General features: G+C 67.6%; 17 protein-coding genes. 4 read left to right on the forward strand and 13 right to left on the reverse strand.

Features of this window, described 5'->3' with window-relative positions:
• Window positions 1-143: 143 nt before the first annotated feature.
• Together pnp and QZ647_RS01265 are read right to left on the reverse strand one after the other, a co-directional pair.
• Window positions 144-2,327, reverse strand: a complete 2,184-nt coding sequence (pnp, locus tag QZ647_RS01260) for a polyribonucleotide nucleotidyltransferase (protein WP_291270437.1) — start codon at window positions 2,325-2,327, stop codon at window positions 144-146.
• 197 nt (window positions 2,328-2,524) lie between these two features.
• On the reverse strand, window positions 2,525-4,501 hold the full coding sequence (locus QZ647_RS01265) for a nucleoside-diphosphate sugar epimerase/dehydratase (RefSeq protein ID WP_291270438.1): 1,977 nt from the start codon (window positions 4,499-4,501) through the stop codon (window positions 2,525-2,527).
• A gap of 124 nt (window positions 4,502-4,625) precedes the next feature.
• Between QZ647_RS01265 and QZ647_RS01270 the strand changes: the two genes are divergently transcribed.
• The 4 genes from QZ647_RS01270 (at window position 4,626) to QZ647_RS01285 (ending at window position 9,047) form a co-directional block, all read left to right on the forward strand.
• A complete protein-coding gene (locus tag QZ647_RS01270; protein WP_291270439.1) occupies window positions 4,626-7,421 on the forward strand; it encodes an SLBB domain-containing protein in 2,796 nt (931 codons plus the stop codon).
• Window positions 7,422-7,483: 62 nt separating this feature from the next.
• Window positions 7,484-7,831 (forward strand): 6-carboxytetrahydropterin synthase QueD, encoded by a 348-nt coding sequence (gene queD / locus QZ647_RS01275; RefSeq protein WP_291270440.1) that lies wholly within the window; start codon window positions 7,484-7,486, stop codon window positions 7,829-7,831.
• A gap of 1 nt (window position 7,832) precedes the next feature.
• On the forward strand, window positions 7,833-8,333 hold the full coding sequence (locus tag QZ647_RS01280) for an LEA type 2 family protein (RefSeq protein WP_291270441.1): 501 nt from the start codon (window positions 7,833-7,835) through the stop codon (window positions 8,331-8,333).
• Window positions 8,334-8,366: 33 nt separating this feature from the next.
• On the forward strand, window positions 8,367-9,047 hold the full coding sequence (locus QZ647_RS01285) for an HAD family hydrolase (protein WP_291270442.1): 681 nt from the start codon (window positions 8,367-8,369) through the stop codon (window positions 9,045-9,047).
• Window positions 9,048-9,075: 28 nt separating this feature from the next.
• Here the strand turns inward: QZ647_RS01285 and QZ647_RS01290 are convergent, their stop codons facing one another.
• The 11 genes from QZ647_RS01290 to QZ647_RS01340 all read right to left on the reverse strand — a co-directional run bounded on the left by QZ647_RS01290 (window position 9,076) and on the right by QZ647_RS01340 (window position 21,938).
• Window positions 9,076-10,602 (reverse strand): Rne/Rng family ribonuclease, encoded by a 1,527-nt coding sequence (locus QZ647_RS01290; RefSeq protein WP_291270443.1) that lies wholly within the window; start codon window positions 10,600-10,602, stop codon window positions 9,076-9,078.
• 173 nt (window positions 10,603-10,775) lie between these two features.
• A complete protein-coding gene (locus QZ647_RS01295; protein WP_291270444.1) occupies window positions 10,776-11,573 on the reverse strand; it encodes a UbiA family prenyltransferase in 798 nt (265 codons plus the stop codon).
• Window positions 11,570-13,453 carry a chloride channel protein gene (locus QZ647_RS01300; RefSeq protein WP_291270445.1) on the reverse strand — a complete coding sequence of 628 codons (1,884 nt, stop codon included), beginning with the start codon at window positions 13,451-13,453 and terminating at the stop codon, window positions 11,570-11,572. Before QZ647_RS01300 ends, QZ647_RS01295 begins: the two co-directional genes overlap by 4 nt.
• Complete coding sequence (locus QZ647_RS01305; protein WP_291270446.1) at window positions 13,440-13,961, reverse strand: MarR family transcriptional regulator; 522 nt, start codon at window positions 13,959-13,961, stop codon at window positions 13,440-13,442. The genes QZ647_RS01300 and QZ647_RS01305 overlap by 14 nt, the downstream gene beginning before the upstream one ends.
• Before the next feature lie 72 nt (window positions 13,962-14,033).
• A complete protein-coding gene (panD, locus tag QZ647_RS01310) occupies window positions 14,034-14,432 on the reverse strand; it encodes an aspartate 1-decarboxylase (protein WP_291270447.1) in 399 nt (132 codons plus the stop codon).
• A 94-nt stretch (window positions 14,433-14,526) separates the two neighbouring features.
• Window positions 14,527-15,024, reverse strand: a complete 498-nt coding sequence (locus QZ647_RS01315; protein WP_291270448.1) for a hypothetical protein — start codon at window positions 15,022-15,024, stop codon at window positions 14,527-14,529.
• A gap of 12 nt (window positions 15,025-15,036) precedes the next feature.
• Window positions 15,037-15,414 carry a hypothetical protein gene (locus tag QZ647_RS01320; protein WP_286354154.1) on the reverse strand — a complete coding sequence of 126 codons (378 nt, stop codon included), beginning with the start codon at window positions 15,412-15,414 and terminating at the stop codon, window positions 15,037-15,039.
• A gap of 54 nt (window positions 15,415-15,468) precedes the next feature.
• Window positions 15,469-16,359 (reverse strand): pantoate--beta-alanine ligase, encoded by an 891-nt coding sequence (gene panC / locus QZ647_RS01325; RefSeq protein ID WP_291270449.1) that lies wholly within the window; start codon window positions 16,357-16,359, stop codon window positions 15,469-15,471.
• Between the two features lie 52 nt (window positions 16,360-16,411).
• Window positions 16,412-17,275, reverse strand: a complete 864-nt coding sequence (gene panB, locus QZ647_RS01330; RefSeq protein ID WP_291270450.1) for a 3-methyl-2-oxobutanoate hydroxymethyltransferase — start codon at window positions 17,273-17,275, stop codon at window positions 16,412-16,414.
• 193 nt (window positions 17,276-17,468) lie between these two features.
• Window positions 17,469-18,410, reverse strand: a complete 942-nt coding sequence (locus QZ647_RS01335) for a GDP-L-fucose synthase (protein ID WP_291270451.1) — start codon at window positions 18,408-18,410, stop codon at window positions 17,469-17,471.
• 120 nt (window positions 18,411-18,530) lie between these two features.
• Entirely contained in the window at window positions 18,531-21,938 is a 3,408-nt protein-coding gene (locus tag QZ647_RS01340; RefSeq protein WP_291270452.1) for a hypothetical protein, read from the reverse strand.
• Window positions 21,939-21,977: the final 39 nt, after the last annotated feature.

Here is a 21,977-nt window from a genome sequence, read left to right on the forward strand (position 1 = left end):
ACAATAGGTAATAATGACGCATTTGCGCGGCCCATGGAGAATGGGAACAGGGATTGTGACCTTAGAGACTGGCCCTGCCAAGGTCCATGAATCGGGGCTCCAATAGGAGCCCCGATTCATGGACCTTGGCAGGGGCCCGGGAATTAACTCCGCCGGGGCCTGGGCCGACGATCGCGACGAGGTTCATCGTTAGCAATGGTTTCGCCTTCGGGCTCGGCATCGGCGCCTTCAGGCTTTGGGATGAGTGCCTTCCGGCTGAGCTTGATCTTGCCGCTCTTCTCGTCGATGCCGATGCACTTGACCATGACTTCCTGGCCTTCGCTGACTTCATCGGCGGGGTTGGCGACACGGTGGTGGGCCAGTTCGCTGACATGCAGCAGGCCGTCCAGGCCGGGGAGGATGGTCACGAAGGCGCCGAACTCGACGACCTTGGCCACTTTGCCCAGGTAGGTCTTGCCAACTTCGGCGGTCTGGATGAGGTCGCCGATCATCTTGAGGGCCACCTGCAGCTTCTCCTGGGTGGGGCCGGCGACCTGGCAGAGGCCGTCGTCGTCGATGTTCACTTCGCAGCCGCTCACCTCGATGATGTTGCGGATGGTGGCGCCACCCTTGCCGATGACATCGCGGATCTTCTCCTTGGGGAGCTGGATGCTGTGCATCTGGGGGGCGTTGCTGGCGAACTCGGCGCGGGGGGCAGCGAGGACCTTGCCCATCAGATCGAGCAGGTGCAGGCGACCGGCCTTGGCCTGGTCGAGGGCCTTGGTGAGGATCTCGGTGGTGATGCCGCCGATCTTGATGTCCATCTGGAGGGCGGTGATGCCCTTCTCGGTGCCGGCGACCTTGAAATCCATGTCGCCGTAGTGGTCTTCCTGGCCGGCGATGTCGGACAGCACCACGAACTTGTCACCATCGCTGACGAGGCCCATGGCCACGCCCGCCACCGGGGACTTCAGCTTGATGCCGGCATCCATCAGGGCGAGGGTGCCGCCGCAGATGGTGGCCATGGAGGACGAACCGTTGCTCTCGGTGATGTCCGAGACCACGCGAACGGTGTAAGGGTTCTCTTCGGGCGTGGGGAACACGGCGAAGATCGAGCGCTCGGCCAGCATGCCGTGGCCGATCTCGCGGCGGCCGGGCCCGCGGTTGGGCTTGCACTCACCCACGCTGTAGCCGGGGAAGTTGTAGTGGAGGTAGAACTTCTTCTTGTACTCCTCCTCCAGCCCGTCGATGATCTGGGTGTTCTGGATGGTGCCCAGCGTGGCGGTCACCAGAGCTTGGGTCTCACCGCGGGTGAAGAGGCAGCTGCCATGGGCTGCGGGCAGGACGCCGACCTCGATGTTGAGGGGGCGGATCTGGTCGAACTTGCGGCCGTCCAGGCGGACGCCCTGCTTGAGGATGGCGTTGCGGAAGAGGGTTTCCTTCAGCTCGTCGAAACAGGCCACCAGGTCCTTCTTCAGCTCGGGCTTGTCGGCGCAGAACTGGGCGACGGCTTCCTTCTTGAGGAGGTCGATGGCCTTGTAGCTCTCGATCTTCACCTTCATGGTCAGCGCGGCGAAGAGCTTCTCGGCGAAGGCGGCGGCGACTTCCTGGTAGAGGGCCTCGTTGCGCTCGGCCTTGGCGGCGGCGACCTTGGGCTTGCCAACCTTGGCCTGCAGGTCCTTCTGCAGCTTCACGAGGGTCTTGATCTGCTCGTGGCCGAAGGCCAGAGCCTTCACCATGTCAGCTTCCTGGACTTCCTTGGCGCCACACTCCACCATCACGAGGGCATCGGAGGTGCCGGCCACCAGGAGGTCGATATCGCTCTCGGCGCGCTGCTCGACGGTGGGGTTCACCACCAGCTGGCCGTTGACACGGCCCACGCGGACGCCGCCCACGGGGTTCACGAAGGGGATCTCGCTGATGATGAGGGCCGCGGAGGCGCCCACCATGGCGAGGGTCTCGGGAGCGTGCTGGCCGTCGTAGCTGAGCACCTGGGCGGTGATCATGGTGTCGCCGTTGTAGCCCTCCTCGAAGAGGGGGCGCAGGGGGCGGTCGATGAGGCGGCTGGTGAGGGTTTCCTTGGTGGTGGGACGGCCCTCGCGCTTGAACCAGCCGCCGGGGATCTTGCCGGCCGCCAGCACGGGCTCGCGGTAGTCCACGGTGAGGGGGAAGAAGTCGATGCCTTCCCGGGGGGTGCCGTAGCACACGGCCACGAGGACCATGGTGTCGCCCTGGCGGACCACGACGGCGCCGTGGGCCTGCTTGGCGATGCGGCCGGTTTCGAGGCTGATGGGCGCGTCGCCCAGGTCCACCGATACCGTGGTGGGGTTGAATTTCAGTGCGTTCATGCAAGCTCCTGGGCCCTCGGGCCCAATGGGCTCCCCTGAGCCCGGCTCAGCGTCCGGGTCTCCCGCGATCGCTCCATGAAACCCGTCCGCCAAATCCTGAACCAGGAGGGGAGGTGGGCTTCCTGCAGAGGTCGCCGCCGAAGGGGAGCAGGTGGAAATCGGCAGGATCAGCATAACACGCTGAGCCTTCAGGCGCTTTAGGCCTGCTGGGCCTTGGGCACATAGATGGCATGGGCGCCCGAACCGCGGCGGTCGCGGACCTCTTCCGAATAGCGTCCCAGGCCACTGGGCGAAGGGGCATAGGTCGGCACGAGTAGTCGCAGCCAGTGGAGAATCTGGGCCTGGCGCCTGCCCTCCCCCTCCATGATTGAAAGGCGGAGGGCCGCAGCCCCTTCTTCCAGAAGGTCGTCATCCAGTTCTTCCGGATTGGCGTTGAAGACCTTGGGATGGACCCCCGTGCGGGACTCCTCCTGCTGCGTGAAGAGTTCTTCGAACAGCTTCTCGCCGGGCCGGATGCCGCTGAACTGCACCTCGATGTCCTGCCCGGGCAGCAGTCCGGACAGGCGCGCCATGTCCGTGGCCAGATCGACGATCTTGACGGGGTCGCCCATGTCCAGGACATAGACCTTGGCGGTGTCACCCAGGATGCCCGCCTGGAGCACCAGCTGGCTGGCTTCGGGGATGGTCATGAAGTAGCGGGTCATGTCCGGGTGGGTCACGGTGATGGGTCCACCCACGCGGATCTGCTCCTTGAAGATGGGAATGACGCTCCCCCGGCTCCCCAGGACATTGCCGAACCGCACACTGACATAGCGCGTTCCTTCAGGAGCCCGTCGGGCTGCCCGGAGCACCAGGGACTCTGCGATCCGCTTGGTTGCCCCGAGCACATTGGTGGGGTTGACGGCCTTGTCTGTGGAGATGTTCACAAAGGTGTGGGTGCCCACCGCCAAGGCAGCGTTCACCACATTCAGGGTTCCGAAGACATTGTTGTCCACAGCCTCCTCGGGATGAGCCTCCAGGTAGGGCACATGCTTGTGGGCCGCGGCGTGGAACACCACCTGCGGTTTCCAGCGGTTGAACACCTGCTGGAGGCGAATCGGATTGCGGACATCGCAAAGCTCCAGGGAGAGCCCCTGGTTGGGAAAGAGGCTCCGGAGGGAGCGTTCGGTTTCCCACAGGCTGTTTTCGCCGCGCCCCAGCAGGACGATCCGGGCGGGGCGGAAGGCGGCTACCTGGCGGGCGATTTCGCCCCCGATCGACCCACCGCCTCCGGTGATGAGCACCACGGCATCTTCAAGCACGAGGTTGAGGGAGCTCTGGTCCAACTCCACGGGCTCCCGCCGCAGGAGGTCCTCGATGGAGACATCTTGCAATTCCGGCTTCCAAACCCGCGATCCCAGCAGGTTGAAGAGTCCTGGTGTGGTCTTGACCTCGATCCCGGCGGAGCGGACCACATCCGTCAGCTGCCGGATCACGGAACCAGGGGCGCTGGGAATGGCCAGCACCACCTGAGTGGCTTCTTCCTTCCGGATGATCTGGTGAAGCAGCCGGGACGGACCCAGCACCCGGGTCCCCTGGATGCGGATGCCCTGCTTGTCGAGGGCATCATCAATGAAGCCTACGATTCGAGTCCCCAACTCGGGATGCCGCTTGAGTTCCTCGGCAATCATCAGCCCCGCCCGGCCGGCCCCGACGATGAGGGTGCGGTGCGGGATGGCCCCATCCGGCAGCTGATCGATGCCCAGGTCCCGTTCGTGGCGGGCTCGGATGGCCCCTCTGAGGGTGAGCCACAATCCGCCGGTGGTCAGGGCGGAGGCCAGGGCCGTTTCCAGATCGAAGACCGAGTGGAGTTCGCGGGCCAGGACCGTCACGAACGCGCTCAGCACCAGCAGGGTCGTGGTGGCCAGGGCCAGCCGGACGGCGTCCCGGAAGCCGATGAGGCGGTAGTGCTGGCGGGTCAGCTGGAAGACGAGGTTGACGGCCAGAGCCAGGAGGGTCCACTTCAAGGCCCCATGCGGCGTCAGGTGGGCCCCCACGAAGACCCGCTCGCAAAGCATCCAAGCCAGCAAGGCCGCCCCGCCGTCCAGAACAAGCTTGACCCCTTGCCGAAGCAGGGGTTGGTCCAGGGTGGATGGAGGCGGAAGTGAGGACCGGTAGGCAGGGGGAGGGTTCATGGCTCGAGACGGCTCATCAATAGAGGAATACACGGGTGTGCTTGGGTGGCTGAAAGAGCTGCGGGCTCATGATAACCTGAACCCTTGTCAATGCTGGATTTCATGTGAATTCATTGGAGATGTCATGCGATTTAACCTTCTGGGCGGCGCGGCGATTCTCACCTCGGCCCTCTTCGCTCAACTTCCCCAGGGGCTGGACCTCCAGGCTCTGAAGCAGGCCGCCGGGGCCCAAGGGGTGGGCGCGGCAGATGCCGTACCCGGGCGGCCGACAGCGCTGCCCACCAACGCTCCGACACCTGAAGACGCCGCCCGCCAGCGAAGCGAAGACGAAAAGCTGGATGAGGAGATCCGGACTCTGAAACGCCGGGAGAAGGGGCCGCGCCGTTTCGGCGCCGATCTGTTCCAGGTGCGGCAGCGCGGTTCGGCCGCCACGGAAGGGGGCATTGCCGAGGACTATGTGCTGGGCACGGGCGACCGGCTGAACCTCAATGTCTTCGGCAGCGCGACCTTCGACCTCCCGGTGCAGGTCGACGGCCGGGGTGAGATCGTGATCCCGAAGGTAGGCACGGCCAAGGTGGGCGGCCTGACGCTGGGCAAGGCCAAGGCGGCGGTGCAGGGGTTGGTGAGCCGGAATTTCTCGCGCTCCTCGGTGGACTTGCAGGTGATCAAGCTGCGCGAGGTGCGGGTCTTTGTCATGGGTGAGGTCTACCGGCCCGGCAGCTATCTGGTATCGAGCCTCAGTTCGTTGGTCAATGTGCTGAGTCTGGCCGGGGGGCCCACCGCGGTCGGCAGCTACCGCGACATTCGCGTTATGCGGGGCGGGCACAAGGTGGCCGGATTGGACCTCTATCCGCTCCGGGCCGAAGGCCTGGGGAACCCCAATGTGGCCCTCCAGAACGGCGACACCGTCTTCGTGCCCCTGGCCCAGAACCAGGTACTGCTGGAGGGCGCCTTCCAGCGGGTGGTGGCCGCTCCGGCGGAGATGAAGCAGAAGAAGGGGGAGGCCGTCGAGCCTGAGGACCTGGATCTGGATCCCTTGAAGGAGCAGCGGGAGCGAACTCAGCGTGAAATGAAGGCCATCGAGGCCCAGTTGTCGCTGGGTCAGGGGGCTGGAATCGTGGAGGGTGGCGAGAGTGCAGACCTCCAGAGCCAAGATCGTGAGCCCCGGACCGCCGCGCCGTTGGGGACCCGAATGGCTCAGGCCCCCGTGCTCAGCCTGACGGAACGAGCCGCTTTGGAAGATCGGCTTTTCTTTTTGAAGCGTCAATTGGTGGCCCTCAAGGAAGCGCCCCTGGGTGACCACCGCGTCCGAATCAACCCCGAGACCCAACTCCCCGTGTTCCCCCAGGACGCGAGCGAATCCTTGCCGGAGTGGCTGCGGCGCTGGGAATCGACTGGCGCGGCCCCTCGCATGCAGTTTGAACTTCGGGCGGGAGAGACCGTGGCCGAAGCCCTGCGGTTTGCGGGCGGGTTCGCCCCCGAGGCGGGCCCCGGGACGCTGACCCTCCGCCGCCGGGACGCCGCGGGCACCCTCAGCGGTCAGGATGTGTCCCTGGACTCGGCCAACCATCTGGCCCTGCAGCGCGGAGATGTGCTATCGGCCCTCCCCCGCCGGGAGCGCACGGGGCCCGTGGTCCAGATCAGCGGTTGGGCGCGGGTGCCCGGCGTCTTCGCCCGCACCGAGGGGCTGAAAGTGGGCGATCTGCTCCGCCGGGAAGCCCAGGTGTTGCCGGATACCTATCGGGCCCGGGGAGAGGTGGTGCGGACGGCGGTGGATGGCACGAGCCGGTTCCTGGCGTTCGATGTGGACAAGGCCCTGGCGGGCGATGCCACGCATAACCTCCTGCTGGAGGACCGCGACCGGGTGGAGCTGTTCCGCATGGAAGATCTCCGCCTGCCGAAGCTCGTCACGGTGCTGGGGCCCGTGGCCCGGCCCGGCACCTACGCCTTCCATGATGGGATGAGGGCTTCGGACCTCATCTTCCGCGCCGGTGTGCCCGCGAAATCGGCAGACCGCCTGGTCGCCGAGCTGGCCCGAAGCAAGGACGGCAAGCCCAGCGAGGTGATCCGACTCGATCTGGCCAAGCTGCTTTCCACGGAAACCGCCAGCCCCATCACGCTGCTGGATGAGACCGTGAATCCCCGCATCCAATCGGATGATCAGCTGAGCCTCTTCGAGAAGCCCGATTACAAGATCCATCGCACTGTGCGAATCACGGGGCAGGTGGTGCGGCCGGGGTCGTACACGCTGGATTCGGCCAAGCCCTCGCTGAGCGGGCTCATCCAGCGGGCCGGCGGACTGACTGCGGAGGCCATGCCCCAGGCGGGCATCTTCCTTCGGCGGATGAGCACCCAGGACGCCTCCCTGCAGCGGGCGGCGGAGGAATCCGGCCTCATGGGGAAGGATCCCACGGCCAAGGGCATCAACGAGATCCTCGAACGCCTGAACGAAACCAAGCGCCAGCCCCTTTCGGGCCAGCTGCTGAAGAACCCCCTGCTCCACGGCCTCTTGGCCGGCAGTCTGAACCGCATGGTGGTGGATTTCAGCGGGGTGCTGAAGGGGGAGGCCCTCTCGGATGTGGAGTTGCAGGATGGGGATGAGATCATCATCCCCCGGGCCACCGAGGCGGCCTATGTGGTGGGCGAAACCGCCAGTCCCTTTGCCACTTACAAGGTGCGGAAGGGCATGAAGGTGGGCGACCTGCTCAAGCTCGCGGGCGGTACCACCCGGAATGCCGACACCTCGAACATCCGCCTGCTCAAGGCCGATGGTCGCATCCTCGATTCCTGGGTGGAGGGCAAGGCCGTGGAACCGGGTGACACGGTGTTGGTGCCCCAGCGGTTCCGCCGCGACTCCAGCTGGCAGGAGAACCTCCAGGCCCTGACGCCGCTGGCCCTGATCCTGAACGCCGTCAAATAGGCCCGGCCCTGCTGGTAGAATGAAAGGCCCCGCCCATGCGGGGCCTTTTCATCGTGAGTGCCATGATCCTGCGCAAAGAGTACTGGTTCGAAGCCGCCCATTTCATCTACAACCACCCGGGCAAGTGCCGGAACCTGCATGGTCACAGCTACAAGCTCTTCGTGCTGCTCGAAGGCGCCGTGAACCCCGACACGGGCATGATCATCGATTTCGACGACCTTTCGAAGGTGGTGGTGGACAAGGTGATCTCGAAGCTGGACCACCGCTTCCTCAACGACCTGATCCCTCTGTCCACGGCGGAGAACATCTCGGTGTGGATCTGGGAGCAGCTCAAGCCGTTCCTGCCCCAGCTCTGCCAGATCGAAGTCTTTGAAACGACCGATAACTGCGTGATCTACCGCGGAGCCTGACATGCGACGCCTCTGGGCCCTTCCCGCGCTGGTGCTGTTGGTCGGCTGCGACGCCATCAATCCCGCCCTGCGCTATGAGGAAGCCGCCCGTCAGTTGCGGTTCACCCTGGATCGGGTGGAACCCCAGGTGGAGCTGGCCTTTCCACTTGAGCAGTCCCGGCTCCGGCTGAGGCTCGAGGTGGGCGTGGACAACCCCTCCGATCAGCGACTCCGCACCCGACGGGTGAGCGGGGATCTCCGACTGGCGGCCCAGGGTGGTGACCATGGCATCGGATCGGTGAGCTTCCCTGAAGGCGCCGACCTCGCCCCGAAGGGCCGCAGCGTTCTGCGCGTGGATGTGGTCCTTGGATATGCCGACCTCAGGTCGGCCTGGGGGCCCTTGTCCGGAGCGGTCCTGCGCCACGAGCCCGCCACCTGGAACCTGGTGGGTGAGGCCCGCTTTGAGGTATTGGGCATCGAGTTCGGCGTGCCCTTCCGCACCCGCAAGGAGAGCGGCCGATGAGGCTCATTCACCGCCCGCGACGCACTGCCTGACATGATCCGCGCCGTCGTCTTCGACCTCTGGAATACGCTGGTCTTCAGCCCGGCGGGCAGCCCCTTCCAGCGACTGAAGGGCCTGATGAGGCCGGAGCAGATCCATCTGCACGGCCCCCTCATGCGGGATGGGATGATCCGCCCCTACGATTCGGTGGAGGCCTTTCTGGAGGCCTGGCGCGAGCCTGCGGGCCTGGATGAGGCGCAGGTGGAGGCGATGGCCCAGGCCTTCCGGGAGGCGGGTGACCAGGCCCAGTGTTTCGCCGGCGCGCCGGAGGCCGTGGGCGCCGTGCGCGACCTGGCCCGGGTGGCCCTGCTGTCGAATACGCAGAGTTTCGGCCTGGAGCTGCTGGATCGCCTGGGCATCTCCGACCGGATCCGGCTCCAGCACCGGAGCGCCGACCTGGGGGCCCTCAAGCCCGAGGCTGCGGCCTATGAGGCCGTGCAGCGGCGCCTGGGCCTCTTCCCCGGCAACCTCGCCATGGTGGGCGACAGCTGGGTGGACGATGTGGAAGGAGCCCTGGCCGCAGGCTGGACCGCCATCTGGGTGAACCGGGAAGCCAAACCCCGGCCCGATCACCACCCCGACGCGCCGCTCTACGAAGTGCGGAGTCTGGATCGGGTGCCGGAGCTCATCGAGAACCTCCAGGCCGGCATGCGCTGCCCGACCTGTCTCGGGTAGCAGGCAGGGGCCGGAGCTGGCCGGCCGCTCAGGCCGTCGCCGAGTCGGAACCGGCCAGCTGGAGGTCCATGACCACGGCGTGCCGGGGGGCATCCAGCCGCTCGATCCACTGGACGCGGGCACCGAGGAGCCGGGCCAGCTGCATGAGGCCCTCCCGGGCTTCCTGGTGCAGGGTTCCTGCGAGCTCCGGGTGCACGGTCAGGCGCACATCGGCGCCGCGCAGCCGCTCCCCCAGCCGCACGAGTTCGCGGTAGGCCTTGAGCAGGGAGGTCTCGGGACTCTGGGTGCGGCCGGCCCCATTGCAGACAGGGCAGGGCTGGGTGAGCAGCCGCTCGAGGGAAGGCCCGGTCCGCTTGCGCGTGAGCTCCACCAGCCCGAATTCGGAGATGCCGCCGGCCCGGGCGTGGTTGCGGTCCCGCTTGAGTTCCTCCTGGAGCCGGGCCAGCACCTCATCGCGGTGGGTGGGGTCCACCATGTCGATGAAGTCGATGACCACGATGCCGCCCAGGTTGCGCAGGCGGAGCTGCCGCACGATCTCGGGGATGGCCTCAAGGTTGGTGAGGTAGACGGTCTCTTCCAGATCCTTCTTGCCGACGAACTTACCCGTGTTCACATCCACGCTGACCAGGGCCTCGGTCTGGTTCAGCACGATGGAACCCCCGTGCTTGAGGAAGACCTTGGGCTGCCGGGCCGAGTCGATTTCGGCTTCGATGCCGAACGCGTCGAAGATGGGCAGGTCCGAGGTGAACTGCTTCACGCGGTTGGCCCACTCCGGGTGGAGCTTCTCCACGAAGGCCAGGACCTCCTGGTGGGCCTCGGCGTCATCCACCCAGAAGGTGGAGACCTCCTCGCGGAAGATGTCGCGCATGACCTTCTGGAGCAGGCGCAGGTCCTGCCATACCAGACCGGGCGCCGGCACGGTGTCGGCTTTGGCCTGGATCTCCTGCCACATCTGGCGCAGGAAGGTCACATCCCCCACCAGATCCTCGTCCTTCTCGCCGATGGCAGCGGTGCGGACGATGAAGCCCTCGCCGGGCTGGGTGTGGCTGCGGATGAGGTCGCGGAGGCGCTCCCGCTCCTCGGGATCGGTGATCTTGCGGGAGATGCCGATGTGGTCGATGCCCGGCATGAACACCAGGAAGCGGCCGGGGAAGCTCAGATGGCGGGACAGCCGCGGGCCCTTGGAGCCGATGGGATCCTTCACCACCTGGACCAGGGTCTCCTCACCCTCCTTGAGGGGGGGCAGGGGCGGGGGCGGAGGTGGCAGGTCCTCGGTGGCCTCCTCGCCGTCCTCGTCGGCGGACAGGTCGGCACCCAGGCGCTGGGCCACGGGGTCGTCCAGGTAGAGGAAGCCATCCTTGGCGCCTCCGATGCCCACGAAGGCGCTCTGCATGCCGGGGAGCAGCTTGGCCACCCGGCCTTTGTACACATCCCCGACTTGGCTCTTGTTCATCGTCCGCTCGAGGAACAGCTCACAGAGCTGGCCGTTCTCAAGCAACGCGATGCGCGTCTCCAGCGGGGTCGAATTGACCACCAGGGACTTGCGGACTTCCATGGAACCAACCTTTCAGAACCGTGCGGAGGGGCGCCTTGCCCGGACCGCGGGCCCCAGGGCCGTCCCAGGCCGAAGGGTAGGTCATTTCTACCATGACCCTTGGATGCCGCGCCAACGGTCGAAGGTTCCGGAGTCGGATTCAATTGTTTCAGGGGCAGAGTCATTTGTTTGCATCAGACAAGATGCGTGAGGGTGAGTACACCTGGAAGGATCAACGCCGCATCCACCACCAGGGCTCCCCGAACGCCCCGGGCGGTCCACCGGGGGAAGCACCCCAGGAGGATCAGGGCCGTCCCGCTGGCCGCCAGGCCCGGGCGATGGGCGGCCCCGGCACGCAGCACCGCGCCGGCGGCCAGGATCATCGCGAGGACCGCGGTCCACCGGGCGCCGAACATGACCGGGAAGCTGCGGATGCCGGCCCTGCCATCGGCCTCCTCGTCCTTCAGGTCGCAGAGCAGGCAACCCGCGGCCAGCAGCAGGAACAGGGTCAGGGCGACGGGATCGAGCAGGGTGCGCCACCCGAACCAGGAATGCGGCGCGAAAGGCAGGGTCATGCCCGCCCAGGTCCAGGCCAGGGGCACCCCCAGCGCCTTGGCGAAGGGGAGCCGCTTCCAGCGGCGATAGCCCAGCGCCGAGGCCCCGAGGAGCAGCACCAGGGCGAGGCTCTGTGCAGGGAGCCAGGGAATCAGGCCGACCCCCAGGATGGCGGAGAGTCTGAAACAGGCCGCGAGCAGGGGCCGAAAGCGGGCACCCTCCCCGCCTTCCGGGCCGTCGAGCAGGCGATCGAGGGCGTAGGCCGCGGCGATCCCCAGCAGGAGGAACGCCAGGCCAGGCAGGAACAGGGCCTGGCCGGTGACCCGGTGGACGACGGCGGGGATCGACCCGCCCAGGGCGACGGGCAGGGCGTAGTGGAGCCACCGCACACTTGAGGCCACGCCGGGGTCCTGATGGTCCGCCCCGGGCGGGCTCATCCGGTCTCTCCGGGAAGCGGGTGGGGTGCGCTGGTCGCCCCGGCTTCCCGGGCCAGGGCCCGCTCTGCGTGGCGCAGCCGCTCGGCATGGGCTTCCAGCAGGTCGCTCCGGGTGAGGATGCCCACGACCCGTTGGGCGTCGTCGAGGATCAGCAAGCGGCCGACCCGCTCCCGGACCATGTGGTCCGCCGCCTCCCGCAGGGAGTTGCCCTCCAGGGCGACGGCCAATGGGCGGCCGATGAGCGACCGCAACGGCGCGTCCGGAGCGCGGGCGGGATCCAGGAGGTCGCGGCGGGTGAGGACACCGAGGGCGCGGCCCGCGCCGTCGATGATCGGGAACCCGTGGTGGGCCGCTCCGCGGGCGTCGGCCTCCAGCCAGGTCCGGGCGGCCTGGAGGGTGTCGTCCGCGTTCAGGGTCAGCACATCCCGCGAGGCGAAATCCCGCACCAGCAGCTGATCCAGGAAATCAGAGGCGTATTCCTCGGGGACCCGCACGCCCCGGCGCGCCAGCTTTTCCGTCATGATGCTCCGCCGCATGATCAGGGCCGACACCAGGTAGGCGGCGGCGCACCCGCCCAGCAGGGGCAGGAGCCCCAGCGGCTGGAGCGTGGTCTCGAACACGAAGATGGCGGAGGCCAGCATGGTCCGGGAAGCGCCGGCGAAGATGGCCGCCATCCCGACCAGGGCGCAGATCCGAGGCTCCACTCCGAGGGTGGGGAAGAGGGTCGCGAGGAGGCCACCGGTGAGGGCCCCCAGGGCCCCCCCGAGGGTGAAGAGGGGGGCGAGGGTGCCTCCGGAGGTGCCGCTGCCCAGGGCGATGGCCCACGAGAGGAACTTGGCCACGAGGAGGGTGAGAAGCGTGGTGCCCACGAGCTGGGCGGAGAGGACCCCCTGGATGTTCTCGTAGCCAACGCCGAGCGTGCGGGGCACCCACAGGCCGATCAGCCCGACGGCTAGGCCGCCGAGGGCGGGCCACCACATCCAGTGGATGGGGAGGCGTTCGAAGCTGTCCTCGATGTGGTACACGGCCTTGGTCACAACCACGGAAGCCAAGCCCATCAGGGCCCCGACCGCGATGTAGAGGCCGAGGGCCGCTCCCGTGGGCGAGGCCAGGGCCGGCATCGAGAAGACCGGGGCGGACCCCACCAGTGAATAGCGGACGGCCGTGGCCGCCACGCTGGCCAGCACCACCGGGATGATGGACCGCGGGTGGTACTCGAAGAGCAGCAGCTCGACGGCCAGCACCACGGCTGATACAGGAGAGCCGAAGGTGGCCGCCATGCCGGCGGCCGCGCCGGCCGCGAGGAGGGTCTTCCGCTCCAGGGCGCTCATCGCGATGAACTGGCCCACCAGCGATCCCAATGCGCCACCGGTGGCAATGATGGGCCCTTCGGCGCCGAAGGGTCCACCGGTGCCGATGGCGACGGCGGCGGAGAGGGGCTTCAGCAGGGTGATCCGGGGTGGGATCCGGCTCTCGTTGAGGAGAATCTGCTCCATCGCCTCCGGGATCCCGTGGCCCCGGATCGCTGCGGAGCCGTAGCGGGCCATGAGGCCGACGATCAGACCTCCCGCCACGGGAACGAAGAGGGCACTCCAGCCCAGATGGTGGCCGGCCGGGGAGGTGAAGCTTGCGGAGAAGCGGTGGTAATAGGCCAGGTTGGTCACCAGCCCGATCAGCCTCAGCAGGCCCTCGGCGATGAGCCCCAGGGCCAGGCCGAGGGCAGTCGCCAGCAGGCCGATGAACGCCACCCGGCCGTCCAGGACCGCGGTGATGCGGGGCGTGCGGGTCGCGCCGGGCGGGGGCGGCAGGTCGGCCCCGGCTGGCCGCGGCTCGCCCGGGGGCGGCTGCGGAGGGGTTGGGACCGGCTCAGGGCGTGCCATGAGCGGCCTCCTTCCCGTGCTGGCTGCTACGCTCCTCGAAGAACATCGGGGGCGGCTCCGGGCTGGGGGGCGCCAGGGCCTCCAGCAGGCCGGCGAGCTGGAGCAGCTTGGCCGCCGGCAAGGCCTCCATCCGCCGGATGAGGGTGTCCTGGATCGGCGGAGGAGTCGCCAGGAGCATCCCGCGCCCTTCCGGGGAGAGGCTGATGTCCAGCCGGCGGCGGTCGTGGCCCGCGACGGCCTTCACCACCAACTGCTTCTCTTCCAGCTTCCGAACCACCACCGAGACCGAGCTTTGATCCGTGAAGGTGGCGTCGGCGAGTTCACCCAGAGACAGCCGCCCGTCCTTCCCCAGGACATGGAGGACAAAGATCTGGGCGCTGCTCAGGCCGTGGTGCTTCGCGGTGGAGGCGGAGGCGAGCCGCAGTTCGCGCACGATGGACCGGAGGGCATCCAGGACGCGCCGGACCGTGGGGTCGGTGTCGGGAAGATTGCTTGGGATCCCATTCATTCCTGGAGCATAGGCTGACGCAGGCGGGTCGGCAAGGCCCACGGCAAGGAAGCCGGTCCCATCTCGGCCCGGTCAGTCCGTGAACGCGCTCATGCAGAGGGGTGTCCGCTCCTGAGTGCGGCGTTCGGTGATGCGGTTGCGCTCATCCACGAAGACCACCTTGGGGGCCACGGTTTCGGCCTCCTCCGCGCTCATCCAGCCGTAGGCCGCGATGATGACCAGGTCCCCCTTCTGCACCAGGTGGGCGGCGGCCCCGTTGATGCCCACCTCGCCCGAGCCCGGGATTCCCGGGATCACATAGGTGGACAGGCGCGACCCGTTGGTCACATCGTAGATGTCGATCTTCTCGTTCTCCATGAAGCCGGCGGCTTCGATGAGCAGCGGATCGAGCGTGATCGACCCCACATAGTCCAGATCGGCCCTCGTCACGGTGGCGCGATGGATCTTTCCGAGCAGGAAGTGGCGCAGCATGCATCCTCCGGTCCAGGCTCCGTCCGGAGTCCCGGCCAACGCATAAGGATGGGCTCAGGATTACCCTGGGTCCATCCTCGATTTTTGACCAACGCTAGTTGAACAGCACCACATGCAGATCCAGGCCGATCCGGGGTGGGGCGACCGGAGGCGGGGCCATGGGCAGACGGAAGGCGCCTTCGAGATCCAGGCGAGCCCGGGGGTCGCGGACCTGACGCAGCACCCACCGCCCTTCGAGGAAGACATACATGCGAGAGGGGTCGCCAGGCACCAGGGCCACATAGCGGCGCTGATCACCGGGACGCCAGTACCCGTCCATCCAGGCGGGAGGCCGGTGGTGGCCGCGCCCCTGGTCGTCATCATCGTAGCGGTGGCGGTCGTGCTTCCGGCCTTCCTTCTCCCTTTCCTTCCAATACTTGCGCTCAGCCTTGTCGCGTTCCTTCCAGTATTTCCGGTCTTCGCGATCCTCCCGCCGATCATCGCGGCGATCTTCCCGCTGATCGCGGCGGTGGTCATCGGGCCGGGCGCTGGCAGGCAGGGCGGCCAGGGAGAAAGTGGCGATCAGGGCGGCGCTCAGCAGGGGACGCAGCATGGAACCTCCTCGCTAGTTGAACAGCACGACATGCAGATCGACGCCCACGCGAGGCAGGGGGACGGGCGGAGGGGCCATCGGCAGGCGCAGACAGTCGCGGACCTCGGCCTGGAGGCCCACGGAGAAGCCCTTGCGGAGTTCCCAGCGGCCATCGATCAGGAACCAGGCGCGGTCCTGGTAGCGGGGGTCCACGGCGATGTAGGGCCGCTCGGGAAGCCGGGGGCCGAATTTCTTGGCGAGGCCGGGGGGGAGGCCGCCCTTCTTGGCCAGGCCCGGGGGGACCCCATCTTTCTTGGCGAGCCCCGGAGGGCCGCCCTGGCCGTGTTTATCGTGGCCGCGCCCCTGGGGCATGGCGAGCAGGCTGGCGACGAGCAGCATCGGGACGAGCATGGATCCTCCCGGAATGGGTCGCCCGGCCGGGGATCGGCCAGGGACGGCTCCATTCTAGACGCTTTGGGGACTCAGGCTCGTGTTCAGGCCCGCATCCACCGGCGAAGGGGCCAGGACCACATTGTCGATGAGGCGGGTGCCACCCACGAAGGCCGCCACGCAGAGGACCGCCGCGCGATCCACCTGACCCTGCAGGGGCTCCAGGGCCTGGACATCCACCAACTCGAGGTACTGGATCGAATCCACGCCGGACAAGGGGCCGCGGGCGAGGTCCATCAACTTGGCCACCTGCCGTTCGCCGGCCTCGAAGGCGGCCTTGGCAGACAGCAGGCCCTGGCTGAGGCCCAGGGCCCGACGCCGGGCGTCCTCATCCAGGTAGGTGTTGCGGCTGCTCAGGGCCAAGCCGTCCGCCTCCCGGATGGTGGGCACCACCACCACATCCACGGGCAGGTTCAGGTCGCGGGCCATGCGCCGGATGACGACGGTCTGCTGGAAATCCTTCTGGCCGAAGAAGGCCAGGTCCGGCTGCACGATGTTGAAGAGCTTGGCCACCACGGTGGCGACGCCGCGGAAGTGGCCGGGCCGGAAGCGGCCACAGAGGGGTTCGGCCAGGCGGCCGGGCTCCACATGGGTCTGGAAGCCCGTGGGGTAGATCTCGGCGACCTCGGGGAGGAAGAGCACCGTGGTATCGGCCTCCAGGCACAGGTTCTGATCCCGCTCCAGGTCCCGGGGGTAGCTGGTCAGATCCTCGCCGGGGCCGAACTGGGTCGGGTTCACGAAGATGGACACGACGGTGGCATCACAACGGGCGGCGCTCTGGCGGATCAGGGCCCCGTGGCCCTCATGCAGGAAGCCCATGGTGGGGACGAACCCGATGCGTTTGCCTTCGTCCCGCAAGGGTCTCAGAAGGGCGCGCAGATCGGCGATAGTACGGACAACTCGCATGGACAAAAACGGGATCCTTCAGAAAGCGCCTGTCAGTTTACCAAGGGCGCAATCAGGGGTGCCACTGGGTCAAAACCGGACGAACAGCTTCTGGAAGAGTATAGGATTCCCGCCCATCCGGGAACCCTCCCCCCCTCACATCCTCGGCCCAGGCCGCCAGGGCATCACGCAGGTCTTGGAATCCTTCGGCATAGCGTCGGACGAATTTCGGGGAGGTCCCAGGCAGCAGGCCCAGCACATCGTGGAAGACCAGCACCTGGCCCGAGCAGTGGGGACCGGCCCCGATGCCGATGGTGGGGATCTCGACGGTCTCCGTCACCTTGGCCGCCAGGTCGGCCGGAATGCCCTCCAGCACCATGCTGAAGCAGCCGGCCTCCTGGAGCCTCTGGGCATCCTCCAGCAGGCGCAGGGCATCGCCCTTCTGCTTGCCCTGGACCTTGAAGCCCCCCATGGGGTTCACGCTCTGGGGGGTGAGCCCCAGGTGCCCCATGACAGGGATTTCGGCGTCCAGCAGGGCGTGGATCATGGGCAGGCGCTTGGCCCCGCCCTCGAGCTTCACGGCCTGGGCCCCTCGCTGGAGGAAGCCCCCGGCGTTCCGCAGCGTGTCCTCCACGCTCAGGTGGAAGCTCAGGTAGGGCATGTCAGCCACCAGCATGGCCATGGGCTGAGTGCGGGCCACAGCCTCCAGATGGTGGTTCATCATGGCCATGCTGACGGGCAGCGTGTTCTCGAAGCCCAGGCACACATTCCCCACGCTGTCGCCCACGAGGATCATGTCCACCCCGGCGGCATCCGCGATGCGGGCGGTGACGGCATCGTAGGCCGTGGTCATCACGAGCTTCCGTCCCGCATGGTGCCAGGTATGGAGCTGGGGAAGGGTGACGCGGGCGCGCGTTTCGGCGGGCTGGTGGCTCATGGGGGTCTCCGCTGGGGGGTCGAAGCCGTGCCCTCCATGAGACCACTAAAAGGCGAAGACAGACCTCAAAAGGCGCGAATGACTCCATCTAGGCCGTGCGTTGCTTCGGCGGGCCCGTCCTGGTTCCACTCGTCATTTTTGTGAAGGCCCTGAGGCCATCGAACCGGGTGGGACCTCACGGCATTGCGGCCCCTCAGGCCCGGACGGTGGTCTGGTTTTCCAGAAACCATTGGTAGGTGCTGCGGATGCCTTCGGCCAAGGTGATGCGGTGCCGCCACCCCAACTGATGAAGTCGGGAGACATCCAGCAATTTGCGTGGGGTGCCGTCGGGTTTGGTGGGGTCCTGGATGATCTGACCCTCGAAACCCACGACCTCCTTCACCTGCTCGGCCAGTTCGCGAATCGTGATGTCCTCGCCGGTTCCAACATTGACGATCTCTGGGGAATCATAGACCTGCATCAGGTGGATGCAGGCATCGGCCAGATCATCCACATGCAGGAATTCGCGCCTGGGCGTGCCGGTGCCCCACATGATCACTTCGTGAGCGCCAGAGTGCTTGGCCTCGTGGAATTTGCGGAGCAGGGCAGGGAGGACATGAGAGGCATTCAGATCGAAATTGTCCCCCGGGCCGTAGAGGTTGGTTGGCATCAAGGAGATGGCATTTAGACCGTATTGGGCCCGGTAGGCCTGGCACATCTTGATGCCGGCGATCTTGGCGATGGCGTACCACTCGTTGGTGGGTTCGAGATCACCGGTCAGAAGGTATTCCTCTTTGATCGGTTGGGGGGCCAGCTTCGGATAGATGCATGAACTTCCCAGGAAAAGCAGTTTCTGAACACCGGAGAAGTGGCTGGCGTCGATGATGTTGTTCTGGACCATGAGGTTGGACCGGATGAAATCCACCGGATAGCTGGAGTTCGCCAGAATGCCGCCCACCTTCGCCGCAGCCATGAAGACGAATTCCGGCTTTTCTTGCAGAAACAGCTTGAAGACGGCGCCCTGATTCTCGAGGTCGCATTCGCCATGGCTTCGGAGGATGAGGTTTTCAAACCCCTCCGCCCGAAGGCGGCGGACGATGGCACTCCCCACCAGCCCCCGGTAGCCCGCCACAAGAATCCGGCTTTGATGCTGCATGGTGGCCTCGGGCGATATGATTATAAAAAAGTGATTTGACCATTCTTACTGTTCGATCAATCGCGTCCGTTCCGTTCGCGGCCATGCCGCAGGAGGCACCTCTTGGTTGGGTCGGGCCGTTCAGTCGGGATCAGAATACGCCGGCAGGTTGACCTGGGTGGGGGTCCAGTCCACGAGGGGGTCGGCGCGCTCGGGGAGGATGAAGCGCAGGCCCGTGGATTCGACGGTCTGGCGGAAACGATGCAGGTCCTCGCGGCCGAGGAAGGAGGTCTCGTGGGTGTCTGGAAGCCGGGCCCAGAGCTGCTGAAAGCTGGGGAAGGCATCCTGCAGGCGGGACCGCGCGCCCAGTTTCTCGCCGCGCTGAAGCAGCAGGAGGGCGCCTTCGGCGCTGGCCTCCAGCACCTGGGCCGGGAACTGCAGCTCGCGGGCGGCAGCCAGCACCTCGCTCCAGGCCCGGAGGGCCTCTTCCGCCACGGCTTCGGAGGCGGGGACCGTGGACAGCAGCAGGGCGTGGGCACGGTGCCATTCGAGGTCCAGCCAGCGCGATCCTGAGCCTTCCACAGGGCCCTTGAGGTTTTCGAGGATGGCCCAGCCTTGCTCGGGAGCCTCCTGGCGCGCCTGGCGCGATTCCCGGGCCACGGCCTGGCTGAGGCGGAGCTGGGCGAGCCGGTGGCGCCAGAGCATTCCGTTGGCTTCGAAGTGATCCGCCGCGGCCTTGAAGAACCGGCCCGCCTCGCGCCAGGCGCTGCGGAACCGGGCGATGTCGCCCTGCAGCAGGGTGTGATCCCCCCGTTCCTCGGGGGAGAGCACGGGAGACGGAATCGCGGTGGCTTCGAATTGAGCATGATCGGCGGCCACCGGGTCGCCCAGGGCGGCCAGGGTGCGGGCCCGCCAGAGCTGGATCATGACCGTCCGGGCGCCCTCGCCCAGCCGCTGGGCCCGCTCCAGGGCGCGGTCCAGGTGGGAGAGAGCCGGCCCCAGGAACTGCTGGAGGCTGCGGACCGTGCCGAGGGCGAAGTGGGCCTGGACCTGGAGGGCCAGGTCGCCCTCCAGGCGGGCTGTCTGAAGGGCCTCGCGCAGCAGGGCCACGCAGGGCTCGGCCTGTCCTTGCATGAGGTGCACCTGGGCCAGGGCGATCTGGACGGGCACGAGATGACGGAAATCCTGATCGTGCTCCAGCAGCCGCTGGGCCGACTGGAGGTGGGTGACCGAACGCTGGAACTGCCCCTGGGCGGCCAGGGCCCGGCCCAGGGTCGTGAGCAGGGCGGCCTGATCCTGGGGCTGGGGTCGGCCGGCCGGAGGATGGAGGCCTTCTTCCAGCGCGCGGATCCCCTTGGTGAGGTGGCCCTGCAGCAGGTGGAGCTCGCCCAGGGCCAGCCGCAACCGGGGCTGCTCGGGATGGAGCGGGTGGTCCACCAGGCGCTCGGCGGCGGCCATGATGGCCTCCTGAGCCTCGGCGGGCCGCCGCAGCTGGAGCTGCAGCATGGCGCGCTTGCGGTGGAGGCGGGCCTCCGCCAGCCGCACGCCTTCGTGGGCGGCGGCCCGGCCCAGGGCCTCCAGCGCACGGTCCAGGGCTTCGAGGGCCAACTCTCCGGAGGGTCTGGCAGGACCTTCGCCAGGCGGGGGTGTGCCCCGGGCCCAGGCCTCGGCCAGATGTTCCCGGAGCCTCGCCTCGTCCCAGGGGCGAGGGTCCAACTGCAGGGCCTGCTCCACCATCCGCAGCGTTTCCGAGGGGGTGCCGGGCGGCCTCTGGTCAAGGGCCTCCAGGGCCCCGGCCAAGGCTGTGGCCTCGTCGGAAGCCAGGGCCTGGAGGGTGACGGAATGGGCCGCGACGCCACCCTGCTCCTGGATCACCGAGAGCAGGGCCCGGGCCAGTCGCTTCAGCTCGGGAAGGGGGGTGCGGGTCAGCACCATCTCCCGCCAGCGCGGATCGGGGATCGTGACCTGGTCCTGTCGGAGCTGCACCAGCCGGGAGCCCACGGCGCCCTGGAGGGCGTCCTCCAGGGGATCGCCCTCCAGGCCCAACAGGCGTCCCAGGGCAGCCACCGGCAAGGGGCGCTCGGCCAGGGCCAGCAGACGGACGAGGGTGGCCGAGGCCGGTGTGAGGCGCTGAAGGCGGCCCAGAAAGATCTGCCGGATGAGGTCGTCCTCGGCCTGGAGGGTGGGGGGGCGACCCGGGACGGGAATCCAGCGGTTCTGCTCCCAGAGCAGAGCCCCCTCCTGCTGTGCCAGCTCCAGCAGATTCCGCAGCAGCCCCGGGTTGCCCAGGCTCTGAATGACCAGGCCCGCCAGGTAATCGCCGGGCAGGGCATGGCGGCCCAGCAGATCCTGGAGGACGAGGCGGAGATCCTCGTCCTCCAGGCGGTTCACGCCCACCAATGCCGCCGCGCTCTCCTGGCGGAGGTCGGCGATGAGGGGCCTGAGTCCGGCACCCTGGGCCCCCGTCGTGAGGGAAAGGAGCCAGGGGGTTCCTGAGGCGTGGACGATCTCCCGTACGAGACTCAGGACCTCGGGGGTGGCGCGGTCGAGGTCGGACAGGTGAATCAGGCGGGGGTGGTGGAGACTGGCGAAATCCAGGACCTCCAGGGCCGCCTTCAGTTCCTCTGGGTCGGGGCCCGCCTCCTGGCGATTCGGGTGCCGGCCGCCCGTGAGGAAGGAGAAGGCCTGCAGCCGGAGGGCCAGGGCCTTGGCCGCTCCGGGCCGCTCGGCATAGAGGTCCACCTCGCTGCCCGCCAGCACGGCCTCGAGAAGCCGGGTGAGGAAGCGGCCCGCGGATTCATCCGCCGAGGCCTCGAGGCGGTGCACCCAGATGCCCTCGCTTTCGGCCACGGCGCAGGCCCAGGCGGCCAGATGGGCTTTGCCGACGCCCTCCTCGCCCTGGAGCAGGACGATGCGCTCCATGGGGATGGGCGCGCTGAACCCGAGCATGAGCGACTTCAGGTAGGGGAGTTCCTGGCTGCGGCCCCGGAGCGGCCGCGAGATGGGCTCGGACAGATCCCGAGCCTGCAGCCAGGGTTGTTCTTCGGATAGCGCCGGGGCCGGGGCCGTCCTGGGCAGGAGGGTCGGGACCACGGCCAGCCCCCAGGGCGGCTCCCCGAGGACCCGCGGGATCTGGGTGAGGCCCGGCCGGAAAGTGATGACTTCGGGGTGCAGGAACCGGGGATGGAGGTCCTGGGCGAGCTGCTGGGCCAGGTGGCGCAACAGGGCTTCGCGCTGGACTTCCCCCCAGCTGGGCCAGAGCCGCGACAGCGGCGTTCCGTGGAGGGCCTGGAGATACCAGGCCCGCTCGTCGTCGAATCCGAAGTGGCCGTGAACCGGGTCCAGAGGGCCCGCGTCCAGGAAGCGGGCCAGGAAGGTATCCCGCATCTGGTCCAGATCCCGGTCCGGGGGCAAAGGCGACCAGACCTGCGCCAGGAACCGCGATCCATCGATCTCCCGCCGCACCAGGTGCCAGGTGCAGCCCGGCCCCTGGCCCAGGTCCATCAACCCGGTGTACCGGTGGGTTCCGAGGAAGCGCGTCACCTCCACGGAGGGTTCCCCGGGGACGCGACGAAGGGCATGGGCGGC

The sequence above is a fragment of the Geothrix sp. genome, assembly GCF_020622065.1.
Lineage (GTDB): Bacteria > Acidobacteriota > Holophagae > Holophagales > Holophagaceae > Geothrix.